Source organism: Paenibacillus sp. J22P143 (assembly GCF_059692035.1).
In genome coordinates this window covers 580,045-600,548 of record NZ_JCAUAQ010000001.1, presented here as the reverse complement: position 1 = coordinate 600,548, position 20,504 = coordinate 580,045, and the positions used below count along the sequence as shown (strand labels likewise).

General features: G+C 44.6%; 16 protein-coding genes and 4 pseudogenes. 17 read left to right on the top strand and 3 right to left on the bottom strand.

Features of this window, described 5'->3' with window-relative positions; genetic code table 11:
- Window positions 1–11 precede the first annotated feature (11 nt).
- The 12 genes and pseudogenes from AC58PQ_RS03000 (at window position 12) to AC58PQ_RS02945 (ending at window position 13,962) form a co-directional block, all read left to right on the top strand.
- The gene (locus tag AC58PQ_RS03000; protein WP_497240472.1) at window positions 12–458 is read left to right on the top strand and encodes a chemotaxis protein CheW; all 447 of its coding nucleotides are present in this window, start codon (window positions 12–14) and stop codon (window positions 456–458) included.
- Window positions 451–2,943 carry a chemotaxis protein CheW gene (locus AC58PQ_RS02995; protein ID WP_497240471.1) on the top strand — a complete coding sequence of 831 codons (2,493 nt, stop codon included), beginning with the start codon at window positions 451–453 and terminating at the stop codon, window positions 2,941–2,943. Before AC58PQ_RS03000 ends, AC58PQ_RS02995 begins: the two co-directional genes overlap by 8 nt.
- A 16-nt stretch (window positions 2,944–2,959) precedes the next feature.
- The gene (locus tag AC58PQ_RS02990; protein WP_497240470.1) at window positions 2,960–3,343 is read left to right on the top strand and encodes a response regulator; all 384 of its coding nucleotides are present in this window, start codon (window positions 2,960–2,962) and stop codon (window positions 3,341–3,343) included.
- Between the two features lie 128 nt (window positions 3,344–3,471).
- Window positions 3,472–3,777: pseudogene (locus AC58PQ_RS02985) on the top strand (EAL domain-containing protein); the annotation flags it as partial.
- Window positions 3,778–3,840: 63 nt separating this feature from the next.
- On the top strand, window positions 3,841–5,091 hold the full coding sequence (locus AC58PQ_RS02980) for a CapA family protein (RefSeq protein WP_497240469.1): 1,251 nt from the start codon (window positions 3,841–3,843) through the stop codon (window positions 5,089–5,091).
- A gap of 27 nt (window positions 5,092–5,118) precedes the next feature.
- The gene (locus AC58PQ_RS02975) at window positions 5,119–5,670 is read left to right on the top strand and encodes a GNAT family N-acetyltransferase (RefSeq protein ID WP_497240468.1); all 552 of its coding nucleotides are present in this window, start codon (window positions 5,119–5,121) and stop codon (window positions 5,668–5,670) included.
- Between the two features lie 132 nt (window positions 5,671–5,802).
- A complete protein-coding gene (locus AC58PQ_RS02970; RefSeq protein ID WP_497240467.1) occupies window positions 5,803–6,354 on the top strand; it encodes an RNA polymerase sigma factor in 552 nt (183 codons plus the stop codon).
- A 3-nt stretch (window positions 6,355–6,357) separates the two neighbouring features.
- Window positions 6,358–7,281 (top strand): DUF4871 domain-containing protein, encoded by a 924-nt coding sequence (locus AC58PQ_RS02965; protein ID WP_497240466.1) that lies wholly within the window; start codon window positions 6,358–6,360, stop codon window positions 7,279–7,281.
- Window positions 7,282–7,676: 395 nt separating this feature from the next.
- Window positions 7,677–8,291: a transcriptional regulator gene (locus tag AC58PQ_RS02960; RefSeq protein WP_497240631.1), complete on the top strand. Its 615-nt coding sequence runs from the start codon at window positions 7,677–7,679 to the stop codon at window positions 8,289–8,291.
- Between the two features lie 1,009 nt (window positions 8,292–9,300).
- Window positions 9,301–9,894, top strand: a pseudogene (locus AC58PQ_RS02955) (LamG-like jellyroll fold domain-containing protein); the annotation flags it as partial.
- A gap of 105 nt (window positions 9,895–9,999) precedes the next feature.
- Window positions 10,000–11,208 (top strand): annotated as a pseudogene (locus AC58PQ_RS02950) (right-handed parallel beta-helix repeat-containing protein); the annotation flags it as partial.
- A 159-nt stretch (window positions 11,209–11,367) separates the two neighbouring features.
- Entirely contained in the window at window positions 11,368–13,962 is a 2,595-nt protein-coding gene (locus AC58PQ_RS02945) for a MerR family transcriptional regulator (RefSeq protein ID WP_497240465.1), read from the top strand.
- A gap of 132 nt (window positions 13,963–14,094) precedes the next feature.
- On the opposite strand, the pseudogene AC58PQ_RS02940 reads toward AC58PQ_RS02945, so the two are convergent.
- The 3 genes and pseudogenes from AC58PQ_RS02940 to AC58PQ_RS02930 form a co-directional block, all read right to left on the bottom strand.
- Window positions 14,095–14,370 (bottom strand): annotated as a pseudogene (locus tag AC58PQ_RS02940) (GH116 family glycosyl hydrolase); the annotation flags it as partial.
- Between the two features lie 49 nt (window positions 14,371–14,419).
- A complete protein-coding gene (locus AC58PQ_RS02935) occupies window positions 14,420–15,448 on the bottom strand; it encodes a GH116 family glycosyl-hydrolase (RefSeq protein ID WP_497240464.1) in 1,029 nt (342 codons plus the stop codon).
- Window positions 15,376–15,783, bottom strand: a complete 408-nt coding sequence (locus tag AC58PQ_RS02930; protein WP_497240463.1) for a hypothetical protein — start codon at window positions 15,781–15,783, stop codon at window positions 15,376–15,378. Before AC58PQ_RS02930 ends, AC58PQ_RS02935 begins: the two co-directional genes overlap by 73 nt.
- A gap of 227 nt (window positions 15,784–16,010) precedes the next feature.
- Here AC58PQ_RS02930 and AC58PQ_RS02925 point away from each other — a divergent pair, with 227 nt between their 5' ends.
- The 5 genes from AC58PQ_RS02925 to AC58PQ_RS02905 all read left to right on the top strand — a co-directional run bounded on the left by AC58PQ_RS02925 (window position 16,011) and on the right by AC58PQ_RS02905 (window position 20,433).
- Window positions 16,011–16,229, top strand: a complete 219-nt coding sequence (locus tag AC58PQ_RS02925) for an AraC family transcriptional regulator (protein ID WP_497240630.1) — start codon at window positions 16,011–16,013, stop codon at window positions 16,227–16,229.
- Between the two features lie 13 nt (window positions 16,230–16,242).
- Window positions 16,243–16,998, top strand: a complete 756-nt coding sequence (locus tag AC58PQ_RS02920) for an IclR family transcriptional regulator (RefSeq protein ID WP_497240462.1) — start codon at window positions 16,243–16,245, stop codon at window positions 16,996–16,998.
- A gap of 208 nt (window positions 16,999–17,206) precedes the next feature.
- Window positions 17,207–17,980, top strand: a complete 774-nt coding sequence (locus tag AC58PQ_RS02915; protein ID WP_497240461.1) for an SDR family NAD(P)-dependent oxidoreductase — start codon at window positions 17,207–17,209, stop codon at window positions 17,978–17,980.
- Between the two features lie 49 nt (window positions 17,981–18,029).
- Window positions 18,030–18,941, top strand: coding sequence for a fumarylacetoacetate hydrolase family protein (locus tag AC58PQ_RS02910; RefSeq protein WP_497240460.1), 912 nt, complete (start codon window positions 18,030–18,032; stop codon window positions 18,939–18,941).
- 139 nt (window positions 18,942–19,080) lie between these two features.
- On the top strand, window positions 19,081–20,433 hold the full coding sequence (locus tag AC58PQ_RS02905) for a GGDEF domain-containing protein (protein WP_497240459.1): 1,353 nt from the start codon (window positions 19,081–19,083) through the stop codon (window positions 20,431–20,433).
- Window positions 20,434–20,504: the final 71 nt, after the last annotated feature.

The window sequence follows — 20,504 nt, the reverse complement described above, 5'->3', positions numbered from 1 at the left end:
TAGGGTTGAACATGACTACAACGACAGTCACTCCTTTATATGTTGAATGTCAAATTGGGCAAGAGCATTATGCATTCTCGATCTCATATATCCAAGAAATAATTAAGATGCATGAAATTACGGTTCTTCCCGGAAATAAGAAGAATTTGCGCGGTGTCATTAATTTACGTGGGATTATCATCCCAATCTATTGTTTACGTGCCATGCTGCAACTAAGACCTATTGTCGATTCGAAGCATACACGCATTATGATTGTTCATCTGGCTGGTAAAACACGGGGCTTTGTCGTTGATTGTGTCAGTCGCGTGATCGGGTTCAGCGAAGTCAAACCGGTTTCGGAGGGATTTGGGCATCAAGGCAGCATTTTTCTACAAGCCATAGGTGAATTTGATGGCAGCTTTGTTGGGATATTGGATGTTCAAGAGCTTTTTCTCCAGGAGGTGAGAGGTCATGAGTGATTTTCAAATGGAAGTCTACATGGGTGTGTTTCTAGATGAATTAAGTGAACAACTGCTTCTACTGGATAAAAGTCTATTGGAGCTAGAGGAGAACGGCAGTTCACCGGAAACGATTCAAACGATTTTCCGTATTGCGCATACACTCAAAGGCTCCGCCGCTGCTATGGGGTTTGAGAAGTTGAAAGAAATCATGCATAAACTGGAAAATATTTTTGATCATCTTCGCAACAATCGGGTACAGGTTACCACAGAACTTATGAATCTGTTGTTCCAAAGCATTGATTATATGAAGCAGCAAAGAGAACTTTTCTTGAGAGGCAACTATGAAGAGCAAGCCGTGGATCATTTAGTTGCTGTGCTGGAGCAGTTATCGCAAGCGGATCGAACATCACCAGTTGCAGCGCCGGTAGTTGTTAACTCATCAACAGTGGAGCCCAATCTAGTTTCCATTCGCATCTTAATTGAACCCGTATCTGTGATGAAGGCAGTGAGAGCGGTACTTGTGCTTCGTGAGCTTCAAAAAATGGGTGACGTGTTATCGATGCAGCCGAGCTTTAATTCGTCAACGCAAGATGATGATCTGGAAGCCCCTATCCATTTTCTCATTTCAACGGGCAGAGACTGTAACGAGATACAAGTGAAATTGAATCGAATATCACAATTGTCCGAAGTGGTTGTAGGGCCATATAATAGCCAAGCTGTGGATCAGGGAATTGAACCTACTCGTCCTTCACAACAATCGGCTACAACTTCGAATGTTGACAATAAATCAGCTAAACCAGCACCAACTATCGTGAAAGATGCAACTGCTGTCTCACATACCGTACGTGTTGATGTTCAGCGATTAGAGCATTTAATTAACTTAGTCGGGGAACTGCTCATCGATAATACGCGGCTCGTTGAAGTTAAGAAACGTTTGCAGGACAAATATAAACAAGATGCAGATATTACTGTACTCGAAGATATTACCCACCATTTAGGCAAAATCGTGAGCAACATGCGCGATGGCATGATGAAAACGCGGATGATTCCCATTGAACAGCTTTTTAGCCGATTCCCCCGTTTAATCCGAGATTTGTCTCAAACAGCCAGTAAAGAGATTGCGTTGACGATCGAAGGGAAGGAAACGGAGCTAGATCGTACATTGATTGAAGAAATCAGCGATCCACTGATTCATATCCTCCGCAACGCGGCAGACCACGGGTTAGAAACCCCAGACGAGCGAGAAGCCGCAGGGAAGCCAAGAAAAGGACATATTGGGATGAAGGCTGCCCATGAAGAGAACTCCATTGTCATAACCGTCACGGATGATGGCCGTGGTATTGATCCAGAACGTATCCGCAAGAAAGCAGTGGATAAGGGGTTTATTACCGAAGACGAATCTCAGCACATGACGGAGAAGGAAATCATATCCCTTATCTTCCACTCGGGTATGTCAACAGCAGAGCAAGTAACGGAATTGTCAGGCAGAGGCGTAGGGATGGATATCGTTCGCTCGCATATTGAGAAGCTGAATGGGCTCATTGACATCGAGACGGCGATTGGTAAAGGTACAACGATTACCCTGAGGTTGCCGTTGACACTTGCGATCATTCGCTCGCTTCTTGTTCGTCAAGGTCAACGGACAATAGCTGTTCCACTTTCGAATATCATTGAAATTTTCCGATATAACGAACAGGAAATTCAAATGCTTCACGGTCAAGAGATTTGCCATGTACGAGGTGAAATTTTGCCTTTGCTGCGGTTGAATTCGTTACTTTCACCAGGGAACAGCATGAATGAAGAGACAACCAAGGTGAAGAAGTCGATACTCATGATTGGCATGGCAGAGAAACGAGTTTGTCTTGTCGTTGACCAATTAATTGCGAATCAAGAAATCGTCATTAAATCCTTAGACGATATCGTCGGACACATTCCGTATATTGCTGGTACTACAATTCTTGGCGACGGGTTGGTTGCCTTGATTCTTGATGTGAATGCGATTATGCAGAAGTCATCCTCTGGACATGTACGATTTGGGATGAAAGATCGAGCGAACAAAGGCAAGTCTAATGCGAAGAGAGAACTGGTCACTGTCCAGTTCGATGCAGAGTGGTACGGCTTCCACCTCGAGCATGTGCAAGAAATTCTGGCATTGCCATCGATTACCAAGATTGCTGGGGCAGAGCCGAACGTGCTTGGCATTATGAATATCCGAGAAGAGCTGCTTATGGTATATGATCTGCGGAGCAGTATGGGATTGTCGACACAATCCTCATCCCGCTATTCTCGAGTTCTCATTGTTCGGGATGAGGAACAGTCCATTGGTATCGCGGTAGATTCGGTCACAGAAATTGTAACCGTGTTTGAGCATGAAATGGATGAAAGCATTGCGCAAGGGAAAGCTTCGCTTTCTAGAATACGAAGTATTTATAAGAAAGACGAAAGGCTTATCCAAGTATTCGATCGAGCGCATCTCCTCTCGCAGTTGAAAGCGAATTCCTAAGAATCAGGTGACTTGAATGCGAACATTCCGTGTTCTAATTGTCGATGACTCCATCGTAATGCGAAATATGATTGCAAAGCTCTTTGATCAAGATCCGCAATTTACGGTGGTTGGATTCGCGGTTAATGGCGCCAATGCATTGGATAAAATCGTAGAACTACAGCCAGATCTGGTTACACTTGACATTGAGATGCCTGAAATGGATGGTTTAACGGCTTTGAACCAAATTATGACCTTTCATCCTGTGCCGGTTATTATGCTAAGCAGCTACACGGAAGAAGGCTCCAATGCGGCGATAAAAGCTCTGGAGTTCGGAGCGATGGATTTCTTTCAAAAGGAAGCACTATTTCAAAAAAACGCGCAATGCCCTAACGGAAGAAGAATTTCTTTTACGATGTAAAACGGCCATGCGAAAGAAATTATTTCTGCGTAAAGAAACGCATTTGCTCGGGAAGGAACAATCCGTCAAAAGTCATATAGAAATGATGACGTTTCTTCTCAAAATTTGTTCAAGTCGCGCTAACGACGTTAAATAGCTTTAGAAATATGGGCTTACAGATCGCCATGGATGATTTTGGCACAGGCTACAGCTCGCTGAGTTATTTGAAAGATTTCCCTATTAATCATTTGAAAATTGACCAATCTTTCGTTAAGGATATGTCCGTTAATCCTACGAATGCAGCCATCGTAAATACGATTATTGCTCTCGCTCGCAATCTCAAAATCAATGTGATTGCCGAAGGGGTAGAGAATGAGGAAGATTTAAGAATACTTCAGAACTTTCATTGTGCCATTCGACACGAGGAATCGACATATATATTTACCAATAACTGATACAATCTTCATGATTCGACTGTATGGGTTGAATACATCACTATAAGTTGTTGGAGGATTAAAGTGGCACATATTAAGCGCGCAATGGCGTTACTCGTTTTCTTGTTGGTTAGTGGTTTAGTCGTGGTTGGCTGTAGTGTCCATGAAGGCAAGAATTTGCAGGCTTCCCCATCACATCTACCAACTTTGCTTCCAATTGCAGTCCCAACTCCAGTTCCATCCCTAACCCCGACCCCAACTCCAGTTCCATCCCTAACCCCGACCCCAACTCCAGTTGCAGATCCAACTCCGTCGCCTAAGCCAGTTGTCTCGGAAGCTGGATTATCAGCAATTGGCGATATCCTGATACATAACACCGTGTATCAGGATGCGGCAGGGCCTAATGGAACGTACAATTTTAAACCCATGTTCACCAAAGTAAAGCCTATCCTTCAAGGGGCCGATGTAGCGATAGCTAATCAAGAAACGGTTATCGGTGGCAGCAAGTTAGGATTATCCTCGTATCCGCTATTTAATAGCCCTTATGAAGTCGGTGATGCGCTACTCGATATCGGCATTTCACTGGTGACGAACGCGAACAATCATGCGATGGATATGGGGGAGAAGGGGATCTTAAGCGCTTCGGAGTATTGGAACCAGATCGGCATGCTGTACACCGGTTCTTTTGTTTCACAAGCAGATAGGGACCGGATTCGGACGATAACGAAGAATAACATTACATTCTCTTTTCTAGCCTATACGTATGGTACTAACGGGATTGCTGTTCCGACGAATAAGCCCTATTTAGTTAATGTATTTGAAGAAGAAATCATGAAAAAGGATATCGAGAAGGCTAAGCTGATCTCCGACGTAGTCGTCGTGTCTGCCCATTGGGGGATCGAATATGACACCACGCCAAGTGATGACCAAATAGATCTCGCTCAAAAATTAGCAGATTGGGGAGCGGATATCATTATTGGCACACACCCCCATGTGCTACAGCCGATGGATTGGGTTACGCGTAAAGACGGTAAACGCACCTTTGTGATGTACTCGTTAGGGAACTTTTTGTCAGCCCAAGATCGTATCATCCAATTAATAGGCGGGATCGGACAGATTACTGTTGTGAAAACGCAATGGTTAGATAAGACTTCCATCGAACTCATTGAACCTGTCTTTATCCCGACATATAATAAGTATGAAAGTTTCCGTCATTTTGAAGTCATTCCGTTTAGCGAAGTAAGCGCATTAGATAGGGCTCAACTTGATTCAGCATGGAAGCCAATCAAGCAAACGATGAAAGATGAAATGCCTGAATTAACCATTCGGGAATAAAGTTCGAGATAAAGGAAGATGACAACCATGAATGACAGAAGAGAAAGAGTCCACCTCCGTGAGCTTGGGCTAGATGACACTGAGGCTTTACTGGGTCTTATGGAACGTAATCGTCAATTATTTGAGGCTGTCTCCCCATTGCGAAATGAATCTTTGTATACAGTAGATGCGCAAGCGAAATCCATTGAAAACTCGATTCAACTGAGAGAAGAAGATAAGAGATATTGCTTCGGAATTTTTCTGAATGAAACACAAGAACTGATTGGCGATATTTCACTTTCTGATGTGAAGCGCGGGCCATTGCAGAAATGCATTCTTGGCTATTGTATGGATCAGGCGCACAATGGCAAGGGGCTCATGACTGAAGCGATTCATCTGATCTTGCGTTTTGCTTTTATCGAAGCAGGGCTTCAGCGGGTGGAAGCGGGCGTCATGCCGCGTAACTTGGGGTCGATGCGGGTTTTGGAAAAGGCTGGCTTCCAGCAAGAAGGACTTGCTCGCAAGTTGTTGGAGATCAATGGTATGCGCGAGGATCACGTACAGTTTGCGATTTTAGCTGAGGATTATTTACATTCGTAAAATGATGATAGTTACACTTGAACTATAAAGTGGTAGCTCCAGACTTTACACTTAGGTCTGGAGCTACTTCTTTTTTTTCACATAAAGGAACCTTTTCCCGAGCTGTTTGGTCTTATTCATAGAGGTGAGAGTGTGGCGAACGATTTCGAGTATTTAAAACATTTGGCGCAAGGGTACGACCGGGAGCTTGTACTACGAGACTTAATGGAAAAGTTCGGAGATGATGTGTGGAACTTTGCATTTTTCTTAACACGCCGTTCTCATGTGGCAGACGATATATCCCAAGAAGTATTTCTTGCGGCGTTTACAGGGATGTATGCGTTTCGTGGGGAATGCTCAGTGAAGAGTTGGTTACTTACAATAACAAGAAATAAATCACTCCATTATCTGCAAGGGGCCTTCTTTCGAAAAGTAACTTTGACGAATCGGTTCATCGCGACTGGCAGCTCACCAGCTGCGGAGCAAGTTGTATTCGATAGGAATGACAACCGAGATCTTTGGGACTTGGTGATGACATTACCTCGCAAATATAGGGAAGTGCTTATTTTGGATTATCATTATGGTCTCAAAATGAATGAAATCGCTACGCTATTGCATGTTTCGGTTGGCACCGTCAAGTCAAGATTGAATCGGGCCAAGAAAAAAATGAATGCGTTAGTAACCTTGAACAAGGAGGAGGCGTAAGTGATGCGTGATGAAAAGCCTGTCTGGGCAAAGCGAATGGCGGACTCGCCTTTTGCAGATCGTCATTTTACAAAGCAACTCACAACTCGTGTGTTTTATCGCGTAAATGAAGCCGGTGATTCCTCAAGACGTAGATATAAAATTGGGGCAGCAGCTATTATGCTGCTGATTGTAGTTCTTGTATTTGGTTTCGTAAGTAGATCAAGTCGCGACTATGTAAATGTCCATGAACAGAAAGAATACTACGAGCAAGGGCGTCTGATTTTCTATGTAGCTCCTGAGCCTAACCCGAGGGCTGGAGAAATGAATGGCTATATGTTTCATTTTGAAGATGCGATGGAGACATTTATAGGTAAAACTTTAACCATTCAGGCTGTGCAGCTCCAAACAGGAAGATTAGAGACGGTCGCTTCTGAGAAAATTGAAACGCCTAGCTCTGGATATCCTGGTCTTGAAAGGTATACGATCCGATTTGCACTTCCTCTTGAAGGAATGTGGCGACTAGACGTGAAATTGGACGATCAGTTATTCGGCAATGTAACGGTAAATATGGAAACGCCATCTTGGGAAAGCAGCCCAATGTTCCTATCAGGAAATTATTGGATGCGAGGCATTGAGAAACAGGTTGGCTTTATTGATGCCGGTTTTAAAGCTGGAAAGAACCAGAAGTATATGTGGCACTTCTGGGGGACAGATGAGGAGCTGGCTGGACCATTCCAGATATATGCCGTAAGAGAAGGATCGCATACTATTATTGAAGTCTTTTCATCTAATCTATTGTCTTCGGCAAACGCCCTGGGGCCAGCAAACAATGGTGCAGACCGACATATTCCTACGATGATGATGCTGCCGGAAAAAGGACGTTGGCGTTTGCTTCCTTACGTACATGGTCGATTACTCCATTCAATAGTGGTTGACGTAAATTAATGCTGCTGTTTGCGATAATATTGGTTATGTGCATATTAGCGATATTCATTTTCGCGATCCGTATATCTTACCTGATCAGGCGAACGGCAAATATTACTTGTACGGTTCTACTAGCAAAATGTGTGGAAAGGTCCCGCACTCGGATTTGATGTCTATGTGAGTGATGATTTAGCTGGATGGGGGTAGAGCAGTTGCTGTTTAGAAATGTAACACTTGTGAAACGGATTATGTTCTCTTATATTATTAATTAGCAAAAGATTTAGACGGAGTGAAGCACACGCCGTTTCATTGCATCGCGCTCGTTTGAGCGATGCAGTGGAACGGTTTTTGTTTTTTCATGGCTTGTGTGAGAAAAAGGGGGAAGTGTTTTGTTCGAAGAAAAGTACGCAGAATGGATGAAATCAATGATTGATGCAGAAGTAAATCCTAGAAGGCGAGAATTACTAGTGAAAGGCTTAGGGCATGGAACTATAGAATTGCTTAGGTGCATCTGGTATCCAGCAATTGGAAACTTCAACCATCTCTATCCGGAGTGGGAGGTTCGTGATTCGAATAACGGATATCGATATCTGGATCTGGCGTACATGCCTGAGGGAGGCAAGGGCGTTGTCGAAATCCAAGGATATGCATCACATGCCAGAGATCTTGATGTTAAAAGGTTTAAGGATTTATGCATGCGACATAGCATGTTGGCACTCGATGGGTGGGTGTTGTTGCCTATTGCGTACTTGTCTATCAAAGAAGAGCCGAAGCAATGTCAGCAGCTCATTCTCTCATTTGTGGGCAAATTCCTTTCGACAGAGGCTCCAGCAGATTTGGATTGGGCAGAAGCAGAAATAATACGGTTCGCTCGTCGCATTCTACGCCCCTTCACACCATCTGAGCTTGCCACACACTTACGTCTAACTGATCGGCATACAAGACGTATCCTGCATCAATTAGTTGAAAAACAAATGCTACTTGTTGTCGGAGGTCGTCAGCGCTATCGGACATTTCAGCTGAAGCTGTGAGTGCCGAGATTCACTTGAGTAGCTGGGATAGTCGGCATTCCTAGTTTCACTGGGGATTCTTGGCATCCAGCACCAGTTTCCTCAAGCGATGAAATCCCGACTCCAACTTCCCCGAGCGATCCTCGCTAACGGACACAGAAGACCTTATTTGCTCCAAATCAGTGGTTTTGAAATTCTAACGGACACAGGTGCCTCTATTTCCCCGTATTCAGTCATCCATAGAGAAAAATTCCCAATTAACGGCTGTAGTGTCCGTTAGATTCTGAAAAGACCAAATTCGACCGAAATAACGGCATCCATGTCCGTTAGCCGAACGAGGATCACGCATAACAGGCTTCGCCGCACGTTCACATTATCGGGATCCCTAGTTTCACTGGGGATTCTTGGAATCCAGCATCAGTTTCCCCAAGCGATGAAATCCCGACTCCAACTTCCCCTAGTTTCCTCGTTAACGGACACAGAAGACCTTATTTGCTCCAAATCAGTGGTTTTGAAATTCTAACGGACACAGACGCCTCTATTTACCTGAATTCAGTCATCCATCGAGAAATAAAGCTCAAATAACGGCTGTAGTGTCCGTTAGATTCTAAACAGATCCAATTCGAGCGAAATAGCGGCATCCTTGTCCGTTAGCCGAAAATCAGGTACCTTCATCAGAGACTTCTACTTCGCGAAACCCAGGAGGAACAAGCATTAACAGCTCCTTCTTAGACCAATACCTAATGAAATGATTATCATCTGAGATAGTGATTATGACTGGTTAAAGAGACCTATTTTTACCTCGGAAAGTTAATTTATGTAAAAATGATTATTGCCGCACTTGGTAATCACTGGATATAGTCGGGGGGGACATATACAGGCCAGTTCCTCTTTGAAGCCGGGAGAAATAGGAATGAGGGGGTGTCAGACAGTTGACGGCTTAGTATCCCTTTGACGTGGTAGTATGAAGCAAATGTTAACGTGTTCATTGCATATGACATCATCATCATTTTAAGGAGGAAATTCAATAATGAAAAAGCTTAAACCCGCGCACACTCTTACAGCGCTTATATCATCTACACTGATCGCTGGCATGATGGTCATACCTTCCGTTTTCGCAGCTAATTTATTCAGCGACAATTTCGATGATGGGGATGCAAGCGGCTGGTCGACGCAAAATGGTACATGGACGGTGGTTCAAGACAATGGCTCCTATGTGTATCGCCAAACCAGTTCAAGTGAAGGACGTGCATCAGCGGGCAATGTGGCTTGGACGGATTATGCCGTTGAATCCAAAGTGAAAATCGATAATTGGAATGGGACGAATCGAGCTTATGTGGCGGGGCGTTATCAAGATGGAAACAACTTCTATGCGGCATCTTTGTATAACAGCGGCGGCGGGAAGCTTGAAATCCGTAAAAAAGTAAGCGGTTCCACAACGACGCTGGCAACTTTGGATTACCCGCTTGCGACAGGAACTTGGTATACCGTTAAGCTAGAACTATCTGGATCGACAATCCGCATGTATGTGAATGGCGCGTTGCAGCTTACTGCAACGGACACGAGTCTAAGCTCAGGTGGCATCGGTTTAATCGGCTATAAAGCGGCTGCTAGCTTTGACGATATTCTTGTTTCCGATAGCTCGGGTTCGACTTCGACACCGTCGCCAACGCAATCTCCATCACCGTCACCATCAGCCTCACCATCGCCGTCTCCATCGGTTCCACCGAGTGCCTCACCATCACCTACACCGCCTCCAACTGCTGGTGCGGTCTATGTGGATCCGAATGGATCCGATAGTAATCCTGGGACATTGGCAAGCCCAACGACTTTGAGTTCGGCACTAACGAAGGTTGCTTCAGGCGGCGTCATTTACTTACGAGGTGGAACTTATAGCTACACCAGTCAAATTACGATTGATCGTACGAATAACGGTACGGCAAGTGCGGTGAAACAAATTATGCCATATGGATCAGAGAAGCCTGTACTAGACTTCTCCTCACAAAGCTACAATTTGGCAGACGTATCCCTTAATGCTAGAGGTCTACAGGTGAATGGCAGTTACTGGACCATCAAGGGATTGGAAATTAAAGGAGCCGCCGATAATGGCGTTTATGTAGCGGGCAATAACAATCGTTTGGAGAACTTGGAAGTCCACGACAATCGTGATACAGGCGTTCAGCTTGGTCGATATGCTTCAACAGCAACTCGCAGTGAGTGGCCTGCAAACAATCACATTGTGAACGTATACTCGCATGACAATTTCGATCCCGATAACGGAGAAGACGCGGATGGGTTCGCAGCTAAGCTGACCACAGGACCTGGGAATGTGTTTGATGGTTGTATCTCGTCTTACAACACAGATGATGGTTGGGATTTGTACACCAAATCAGAGACTGGACCGATTGATCCCATCACGATTAAGAACAGTGTAGCGCATCATAACGGTCAAACCTCATCGGGGAACTCGACAAGTAGCAGCGACGGGAACGGCTACAAATTAGGTGGGGAAAAAATAGCAGTCAACCATATTGTGACCAATTCCGTTGCTTATCTCAATAAAAAGCACGGATTTACGTTCAACAGTAATCCTGGTTCAATCACCCTCAACAACAATACGTCATTTAGCAACGGTGAAGGTAATTTCACATTCGATCTAGGCACGCACATGTTCACAAATAACTTGTCTTACAATGGAACTTCCAGTGATAAAACAAGTGGAACCGATGTAGCTAGCTCAAATGTTTGGTGGAAAAGTGGTCAGAGTACTAATGCAGCTGGCCTCATAGCGAGTGATGCAGATTTCGTAAGCCTAACGCCGACACTCACACGGAATGCGGATGGTTCTCCGAATTTAGGGAACTTCTTGAAGCTTGCGACTGGCAGCGATTTATTGGGTGCGGGTACACCAAGCGGAACTAATATCGGCCGAAACTGATTTGTAACCAGGTAAACAAGAGGCTGTCCTACTTAGGGCAGCCTCTTTGCGATGCTAACTATTTCGCTCATTCATTGTCATTTGTTTATTGCCCTGAATAACATGTTATAGATGCCTACGCCCCCGGGACATAAGAAGAAAGGATATGATCGCTAACCAATGAAAAGAACATATAAGGTCAATGAGATTGCACGTACAATTAGAAAAACACAAGCCACTGTGGTGGAATGGTCCAAACATTTTGCTGATTTTCTTCCGACCACGAGTGTGGGAGGATCATTAAGATATACCGAAGAAGCTGTCGAGGTATTTCGAGTGATTTCCAAAATGAAAGATGCCAATAAAACACTTAAGATGATCAACGAGTATTTACAGGAATTGTACCAGAAAGGAATTCGTACTCCGAATGGTGAAGAGAACCTTATAACGCCTTCGCCCGCGATTGCTCCAGAATTGAGCTTACCTGAGATAGAAAATAAATCCACCCCCCATTTAAGCAATGAAACCTTGGAATTACGTAACCTAGCACTGCTTTTCACGCAAAAAATAGAGGCAAATAAATCCTCGAGGCGTATCAACGAACAAGTAGACGATAGTCAACTGGCTGTTATATCTTCCATCTCAAGTAGTAGACAAGAAGCACCAACTAAAATTTACGTCAACGGTCTGTTTGATCAGCTCACGAATGAAGTTGCAGAAATTCGAAGTATTGTTCTTACATTTATGGAAAAAATAATCGAAGCCACGAAGCATGCTAATCAAAATGACCGGTTTACAAACATGGCTGATTCGTTAAATCTTCAATTTAATGGTATTTCCGAAGAAGTTGCAGAGCTTCGTAATATCATCAAGATTTTTACTTATAAGGTAGCTGAAGTGATTGAACAAGATGACAGCAGCGAACTTGCCGTCAATATTGAAGTGCTAGATAGACAATATAAAAGTGTTTTTAATCAGGTGAAAGAACTGCAACATGAACTCTATACCGTTCATCCCGAGCTGACAGAGGCTCTGATGCAAACCCTTAGAGGTGAAATACTTGCATCGACAAAGGAACTGCAGGAGCAACAACAGGAAGGAATCACGAAGTTAGTAGCTGAACTCGATGAGTTTCGTGCCGTTCAACCCGAGCTGACAGAGGCTCTAGAGCAAACCCTTCGAGGAGAAATACTTGCATCAACAAAGGAACTGCAGGAGCAACAACAGGAAAGATTCACGAAGTTAGAAGCTGAGCTCGATGAGTTTCGTACCGTTCAACCCGAGTTGACAGAGGCTCTGGAGCAAACCCTTAGAGGTGAAATGCTAGCAACGACAAAGGAACTACAGGAGCAACAACATGTAAGATTCACGAAGTTAGAAGAAGAAATCTATGAGTTTCATACCGCTCAACCTAAGCTGACAGAAGCTCTGGAGCAAACCCTTAGAGGTGAGATGCTAGCATCGACAAAAGAACTGCAGGAGCAACAACAGGAAAGATTCACGGAGTTAGAAGCTGAGCTCGATGAGTTTCGTGCCGTTCAACCCGAGTTGACAGAGGCTCTGGAGCAAACCCTTAGAGGTGAAATGCTAGCAGCGACAAAGGAACTGCAGGAGAAACAACAGGAAAGATTCACGAAGTTAGAAGCTGAGCTCGATGAGTTTCGTACCGTTCAACCCGAGTTGACAGAGGCACTGGAGCAAACCCTTAGAGGTGAGATGCTAGCATCGACAAAAGAACTGCAGGAGCAACAACAGGAAAGATTCACGAAGTTAGAAGCTGAGCTCGATGAGTTTCGTGCTGTTCAACCCGAGTTGACAGAGGCACTGGAGCAAACCCTTAGAGGTGAAATGCTAGCATCGACAATGGAACTGCAGGAGCAACAACAGGAAAGATTCACGAAGTTAGAAGCTGAGCTCGATGAGTTTCGTACCGTTCAACCCGAGTTGACAGAGGCCCTGGAGCAAACCCTTAGGGGTGAGATGCTAGCATCTACAAGTGAAATACTAGTATCGACAAAGGAACTACAGGAGCAACAACAGGAAAGATTCACGGAGTTAGAAAAAGAAATCCATGAGTTTCAAACCGCTCAGCCAAAGCTGAGAGAAGCTCTGGAGCAATCCCTTAGAGGTGAAATGCTAGCATTGGCAAGGGAACAGCAGGTGCAACAACATGGAAGATTCACGAAGTTAGAAAATGAGCTCCATGAGTTTCAAACTGTTCAACCCAAGATCACAGAAGCTCTAGTTCAGAATCTCAAGGGTGAAATACTTGTATCTACAAGTGAACTGCAGGAGCATTTTTATGAAATTGTCGGGAGGTTGGAACAAGAGATTTCTACTGTTCAGCCCAAGCTGACAGAAGCTTTGAATCAAAATATTGAAACTCTGGAGCAAACCCTTAGAGGTGAAATGCTTGTATCTAAAAGTGAAATCCAGAAGCAACTTCATGATATTGTCACGAAGTTGGAGCAAGATTTCCAAACCGTTCAACCCAAGATTACAGAAACTCTGGAGCAAAATCTTAGGGAGGAAATGCATGCAGCGACATATGAATTGCTAAAGCAACATAAGGAAAGTGTCACCGATTTAGAACAAGAAATGCGTAAAAATTACGAAATCAACACGCAGAAATTAAATGATCTAATAGAACAAGCAGTCAACACACACGTTGTTTCAAATGAAGAATCACTAAACAATCGATTTGACAACATATCGATACAATTGTCATCCCAACAACGTTTGCTTGATAAGCTTGCCAAATTTTTAGGTATTTAGAAAATGAAGGCTCAAGAGAACGCCACACGAGCTGTGTGGCGTTTTGTCCTTTTGTTGGGATTAGCAGAGATTGATAATAAGTGGCTTTTCTGAATTCATTTGAACTGGATATGCGCAGCTCCAGCTTACCGCCTAGTACCTGAAGCTTAATCTGTTCTGGTGTTTGCTCATACGTTCCCCAGCCCATGACAAGTGACCCTTCGGCCATGTGCAGATGACAAGTCCACCTTCGTCATTAAGGAAGTATAGCCGCCAAGTATTGGCTTCTTGCCGCATGCTGGATTTGAAATTATGCTGGTATAACGATTTCAACGCTCTACAGGTTTGCTCTTTATCGAAAATTTTACCTAATCCGCACAGATTGGCATGCCACTGGGCTATGACCTGATCGATAACACAGCCTCTGCGATTTGATGTTTTATTAAAATCCGCTCAACCAGGAATTGGCTCCATAAAGTTACATGTCCAAGGTGTGATGCTGGCGGCCTGTTAGAACTCCCTTCTTCTCAGGGTCCCATTGATCTTCGTTCGATTCGGCCCAGGCATACGCGATCGATTGTTTGATGGCTGGCCAAACGGACTGCAACCACGCTGTATCCCCAGAAATTTTCCACCCACGGTACGCCTTCAGCACACCACCGAATTGACCGTCCGCGCAGGCGCGGTATTCACTTCTTGCTCGACCAAGGGGCAGCATTAACCGAAATGACATGCGACCATCCTCGCGTTGATTGTACGTGAAGTCGAGATCCCGCATGCTTCGCTCCAAAGAAGGAAACAGAAACGGCAATGCATAAGCGTAGTTCCAAACATGCGTGCAGGAGCCTTCACAACAGCCGGTATCTGCGATGGAGCCTTCAAACCCATAGAAGGAACCATCTGTCAGACGTAAACTAGTTGCTGTTTTGATGACAGATAGATTGGCAGAAACTGCGTCCAGCACGACAGCTGGCATAGTGGATGAGAATAAAGCTTGTTTAAAAGTCAGGGTGTCACCAAATAGGCGATCCCAATGATCGAAAGCGTACTGAGTGGTTGACTCCGAATCTTGGAATAACGTTGCATAGTAATTTTTCCACATATTAGGACCGGATGGGTTAGGGTTCCAATAGTTCGTACCATTAGGGAAATGCCAAGAGATCGTGAATCGGATCTTGTGTTTCTGACCGGGCATCAATGCGATATACGCGGCTAAAGATGCCGTGTCCTTCCTATAAGGCGGGCGCTCATCCTCGTGATACTGCCTGTTTTTCAAAGGCCCTGGCTGATTGAAATCATACCAGAACATCTCCAGATTATCGCACCAATCACCTCGATACCAGAAGTCTTGATAACTAACATCCGCCGTATCCGTAGCTATGTTGATATCCCCAAATTGTGGCTCTTCATTGTTATATGGATTCGAGCCTAGCTTTATCCTATGTAAATCGCGGCTGTGCTCAACGCTGCTTTTACTGTAAGCGTGAACGATTTTCTCCGATAGCATCGGATTGCTGGCCGATAAGCATAACGTATAGTTGTGTTTTCAAGCTCCCACTCGAAGAAGGCGGCAGGTAAACTGGAATCGTCGGCTTGCAAGGGGCCACCGCGAATATGTTCACCGACATAGGGAGCTTGCATATCGCCATTTAGCACACGTGCATCGACAACTACGCCGTCGCGTTCTGCTTGTATAGCAAAGTGGCTAAAACCGTTAAAGCTCTTCTTGTTGGGGCGGTTGAAAATTTCCCAATCTACCAGCCGACCGTTGCCTGCGAGGCCAATTCCCCTGAGTGGGAAACTGATTTCTCTTGTTTTAACGCCATTATACACGGTTCCCATTCCTTCAACCTCGCTTCAGTAAATGGTATACTATAACCAAAAAAATATCTTCAGTATAAGGGATGGTCCTAATAATTCCTTTGTAAATTACGCACTAGCTCCCTATATTCGCATTGCTGATTATGCGATCCGCACGCCTTTTTTTCTAGGTGAACGCAATTTGTTGGATTACATCATTTTTTTATGTGCAAGTAGGTCAATTTGACCATCGGCCCTTTCTTAACTGAATCACCTCGTATTTTGCATTTCACATCTCCGAGCCCATTACGGTAGTCGATATGGCTCAAAGAGCTGGTTTATCCTCGTCCCGCTTTAACGTGCTCTTCAAGCAACATTTTCAGATGACGCCTTATCAAACAAACAGCAGATCTACTTACGCCGGCTCGCACTTTGTGTTATCATCTAGTCAAAACAATAGCTCGAGAGACAACCCATATGATGTGTAAGTGAGGTATGAACATGGAAAGAAAATACTGGGTTCCTGCTCTGGAGAGAGCACAAGACGTACTGCAGCTAGTTGCAGCTCAATCCTCTAAGCTGAAATTGATGGATTTGAGCGCAGCAACGGGGATTAATAAAAGCACGATGTTTTCCCTTCTACATACGATGGAGACCCTGAATTGGGTGATCAAAGAGAAGGGGGACACGTATGCGCTAGGATCCTTTTTCGGTGTGCTTGGTAACGCATATTTCGCTGGTATGTCACTGGTGAAGCTATTTGAGGAGAAAGCTGCTCGTTCCGTGGAACGAATTGGTGAAACCATTCAACTAGCCCGATTGGAGAAGGGGGAACTCGTGTATTTAGCCAAAAAAGAGGCAGCAACGCAAGTCCGTTTGATCTCTGAGCCTGGTATGCGTTTACCCGCTTACGCAACGGCCATGGGAAAGGTCTTGCTATCCGCGATGGAAGATAAACAGGTGCTTTCCATGTACGTGGAGGGTAGCTACCAAGCATTTACTCCGAATACGGTTCGGAACGGAGAAGAGCTGCTGGAACAGCTTCGAATCACAAGAGAGAATGGTCATGGGGTTGATCAAGAAGAAATTGTGCTTGGCTTTTACTGCTTTGCAATGCCGATTCTTGATCGTAACGGTGATCGGATCGCGGCAGTTAGCTGCTCCATGCCTGTTCATCAATGGACGCTGAAGGAAGCGCTGGTGAGGGAAGAGATACAGCTTCTGGCACAGGCTTTGTCGGCTGTTTTGCCACTATAGCCTGAGACTTGTATGAAGTATGAAGTTGTTGAGCTAAGCCAAACAGAACAAGATAATCAGTATGCTTCTCGAAACTAGTTAACATCCAGAAAATGGATCGTAACTGGTTTTCTTTTTGGATTGACGAGATAAAAAGAGGATGATAAACTAAATATATAATTTAAAATATAAAACTAAGTTTATTATAATAAACAAAGAGGTGAACCAAATGAGATTGCTTAATAAGGTAATTATGATTACAGGTGCAGGGTCAGGCATTGGGAAGAGCACAGCATTGCTTTTTGGTAAAGAAGGGGCTCATGTAATTGTTAATGATTTGGATGCAATTAAAGGAGAGGAAACAGCTTCCGAAATTCAAGCTAACGGCGGCAAAGCTCTCTTCTTGCAAGCTGATGTAACTGATCCTGAGTCTGTCAAATCGATGGTGGACAAAGCAATCGAAGCCTGTGGACGTATTGATGTGCTTTTTAATAATGCGGGAATTAGCGGTGTTGGTGCCCTTCATGAACTTGAGCCTGAGCAGTGGGATCGCGTCATTCGCGTGAATATTCGCGGCGTGTTTCTACCTTCCAAGTATGTTATCCCTCATATGATGGAGAAGCGCAGCGGGTCCATTATTAACATGTCCTCCTGTGTTGCGGAGATTGGGCTAGCTAGACGTGCTTCCTATGCAGCTACCAAAGGTGCTGTACTGGCGTTGACGAAATCGATGCAAGTCGATTATGCACCGTACAATATTCGTGTAAATGCCCTATTGCCAGGGACGATTCTAACACCTTTTGTTGAGAACTATTTGAAAACATCTTATGATGATCCTGAGGCGGCCATTAAATCACTAAAAAGTCGTCAGCTTAGCGATGAGCTCGGAACGCCAGAAGATGTTGCGCAAGCCGCGTTGTTCCTAGCTTCGGATGAATCCAAATTCATGATGGGCTCTCCATTGTACATCGATGGTGGCGCTGTGTTCGGTAAGAATGCATAAATAAAGGCCAAATATTCCAATATACCTAATAGAGAGAGGATGTTTACTTTTGAAACTAGTCACGATTGATCATTCCGGTTTGTTACATCTTGGTGTGAAGTTGGAGAACAACGTATTCGATATTACGGAGGCTTTGAAAGCATTTCCTGAAGCGAGTATTCCGACTGACATTATGTCCGTTATTGGTAACTCAGAAACAGTATTGCCTCAAATTGAACGCTATATGGCAAGCGTGTTAGAGGGGTCAACAGAAGGAAGTACATTCCTACTAGATGAATCCCAAGTCAAATATGGTCCTTGTGTGACGCATCCAGGCAAAATCATCTGTGTTGGCTTAAACTATCGCAAGCACGCTGAAGAGACGAATGCGCCAATCCCGCAGTATCCGATCTTGTTCAATAAGTTCAGTAATACGATTGCTGCGCAAGGGGACGATATTCCACTTCCGAATCGTGTTACGGATCAGGTTGATTACGAAGCTGAGCTGGTCATTGTTATTGGGAAGCAGGCTAAATATGTAGCCAAGGAGCAGGCATTGAGCCATGTTTTTGGTTATTGCAATGTGAATGATTTGTCTGCCCGTGATTTGCAAATGCGTACGCAACAATGGTTGCTGGGGAAATCCTGTGATAAGTTCAGTCCGCTTGGTCCCTACTTGGTCACAGCAGATGAAGTTGGCGATCCGAATCAGTTGAAAATTACTTGCACAGTGAATGGCGAGACGAGACAGAATTCAAATACTTCCGATATGATTTTTAAATGTGATGAAATTGTCAGTTATATCTCCCAGCATATGACGTTGTCGCCTGGCGATATTATTTTGACGGGAACTCCTGAGGGAGTGGTCCTAGGTAAGCCGGTGGATCAACGCGTGTACTTGAAAAATGGTGACGTTGTAACGATCGCGATTGAGAAGCTCGGTGCTTTGACGAATCGCATGGTGGACGAGCCAATCAATTAGTTAAACAAGGAGACAACCTACGGGTTGTCTTTTTTGCTTGTGCTACTCGACCGTTTTAAAGACAAGATAACGCTTTGTCTTTTAATCGAGAACTGGCGTATACTTGATCATAATTGATCAAATAAAGGAGTCACCATACATGGATATTCCGAATCGGATTGCCATTGGTATTTTGGGTCCGGAGGCTCTTGTGAATAAAGTGTTAAGCGTCATCGCGACGTCCTTTCCATCCTTCCAGCCCATTGCTCATGCCTGTTCAGCAGAAACAGCTTTTGAAATTGCTGAGCAGTTGCTGGATGAGGTCGAAGTGCTTCTCATAACAGGGCCAACACTCTATCGACGAGTGAAGGAGCATGTTGTTACTCATCTGCCTGTACATATGATTCCATTAACAGACACAGGACTGTTTAGCGCTTTATATCGTTTGCGCAGTAAACCGCAGCTTCATGCGGCGGAAACGGTTTTTAGTATTGATTCCTTTACCTCGGCAGCCTTAAACCGACACGTCAAGGAAATTGGTGAATCGCCATCTAGCTTCCACATCTATGATGGCGTGCCTTTCCCGCAAGTGGAGAAGATTATGCAATTTCATAAGGAGTCTTTCCATAGGGGAACTACCCAAGCGGCGCTGACAACTGAAAGTGAGGTCGCCGATGCGCTTAATAAAGAGGGGATTCCCTGTGAGTGGATTGCTCCAACCGATCAGAATATTACCGTAGCTTTGGAGCGAACACTGTTGTCAACAGAAACTCGGCGAAGTAAAGAAGCGCAAATCCTAGTGGGCATGATTAATGTGGATGATTTCGGTAAAAAGCTTCAGCAGCAGAGCACAGAGCATGATATTCAGCGCTTCAAGCTTGAAGTGCACAGGAAACTGATCGACTATGTGGAGTCGTTGGATGGGTACTTGACGCATCTAGGTGCTGATGAGTATTTGTTTTTTACGACACGAGGGATATTCGAACGCGAGACGGTTGGCTATAAGTCAGTTCCACTCGCGCGTGAAGTCTGGAAATCACTTGGCCTGTCTCTAAGTATGGGAATTGGCTTCGGTCGTAGTGCGAATGAAGCGGGTACCCATGCTCGACTTGCGCTTCGCAGATGCAAGGAAGCAGGTGGAAATACTTGCTTCATAGTTCGTGAAGACAAAACCCTCATAGGCCCGCTGGAAATGGCAGATCCACTCAGTCGAGACTTGTCGGTGACAGATCCTGATCTGTTGAAGAGCGCTGAGGATGCAGGGATGACTTCGACTTATTTGAGTCGTCTCATGGTTACTGTTGCGCGAACGAGCAAGCTAGACTACGAAGTGCATGAGCTAGCGAGTATTCTGGGGGTTACGGTTAGAAGCACACATCGTCTACTCCTGCAATGGATGGATCATGACTTGATTTCAATTGTTGGCTATGTGAAAGTGCCAAAAGGAAGACCTAAGCAAACATTCCGACTCCGATTTCTGGAGAAGCTCGCCGCCAATCCCAGCGGAGCATAAGTGATAAGTAAAACCGCTCTAGCGTTGGCTGCGGCCAAAGGGGCGGTTTTTTACATGCAATTAAAAGACTA

Coding starts and splice junctions, on each gene's coding strand:
- AC58PQ_RS03000 (WP_497240472.1), top strand. CDS start 12: ATGACTACAACGACAGTCACTCCTTTATATGTTGAATGTCAAATTGGG.
- AC58PQ_RS02995 (WP_497240471.1), top strand. CDS start 451: ATGAGTGATTTTCAAATGGAAGTCTACATGGGTGTGTTTCTAGATGAA.
- AC58PQ_RS02990 (WP_497240470.1), top strand. CDS start 2,960: ATGCGAACATTCCGTGTTCTAATTGTCGATGACTCCATCGTAATGCGA.
- AC58PQ_RS02975 (WP_497240468.1), top strand. CDS start 5,119: ATGAATGACAGAAGAGAAAGAGTCCACCTCCGTGAGCTTGGGCTAGAT.
- AC58PQ_RS02965 (WP_497240466.1), top strand. CDS start 6,358: ATGCGTGATGAAAAGCCTGTCTGGGCAAAGCGAATGGCGGACTCGCCT.
- AC58PQ_RS02960 (WP_497240631.1), top strand. CDS start 7,677: ATGAAATCAATGATTGATGCAGAAGTAAATCCTAGAAGGCGAGAATTA.
- AC58PQ_RS02945 (WP_497240465.1), top strand. CDS start 11,368: ATGAAAAGAACATATAAGGTCAATGAGATTGCACGTACAATTAGAAAA.
- AC58PQ_RS02935 (WP_497240464.1), bottom strand. CDS start 15,448: ATGCTATCGGAGAAAATCGTTCACGCTTACAGTAAAAGCAGCGTTGAG.
- AC58PQ_RS02930 (WP_497240463.1), bottom strand. CDS start 15,783: ATGGGAACCGTGTATAATGGCGTTAAAACAAGAGAAATCAGTTTCCCA.
- AC58PQ_RS02920 (WP_497240462.1), top strand. CDS start 16,243: ATGGAAAGAAAATACTGGGTTCCTGCTCTGGAGAGAGCACAAGACGTA.
- AC58PQ_RS02915 (WP_497240461.1), top strand. CDS start 17,207: ATGAGATTGCTTAATAAGGTAATTATGATTACAGGTGCAGGGTCAGGC.
- AC58PQ_RS02905 (WP_497240459.1), top strand. CDS start 19,081: ATGGATATTCCGAATCGGATTGCCATTGGTATTTTGGGTCCGGAGGCT.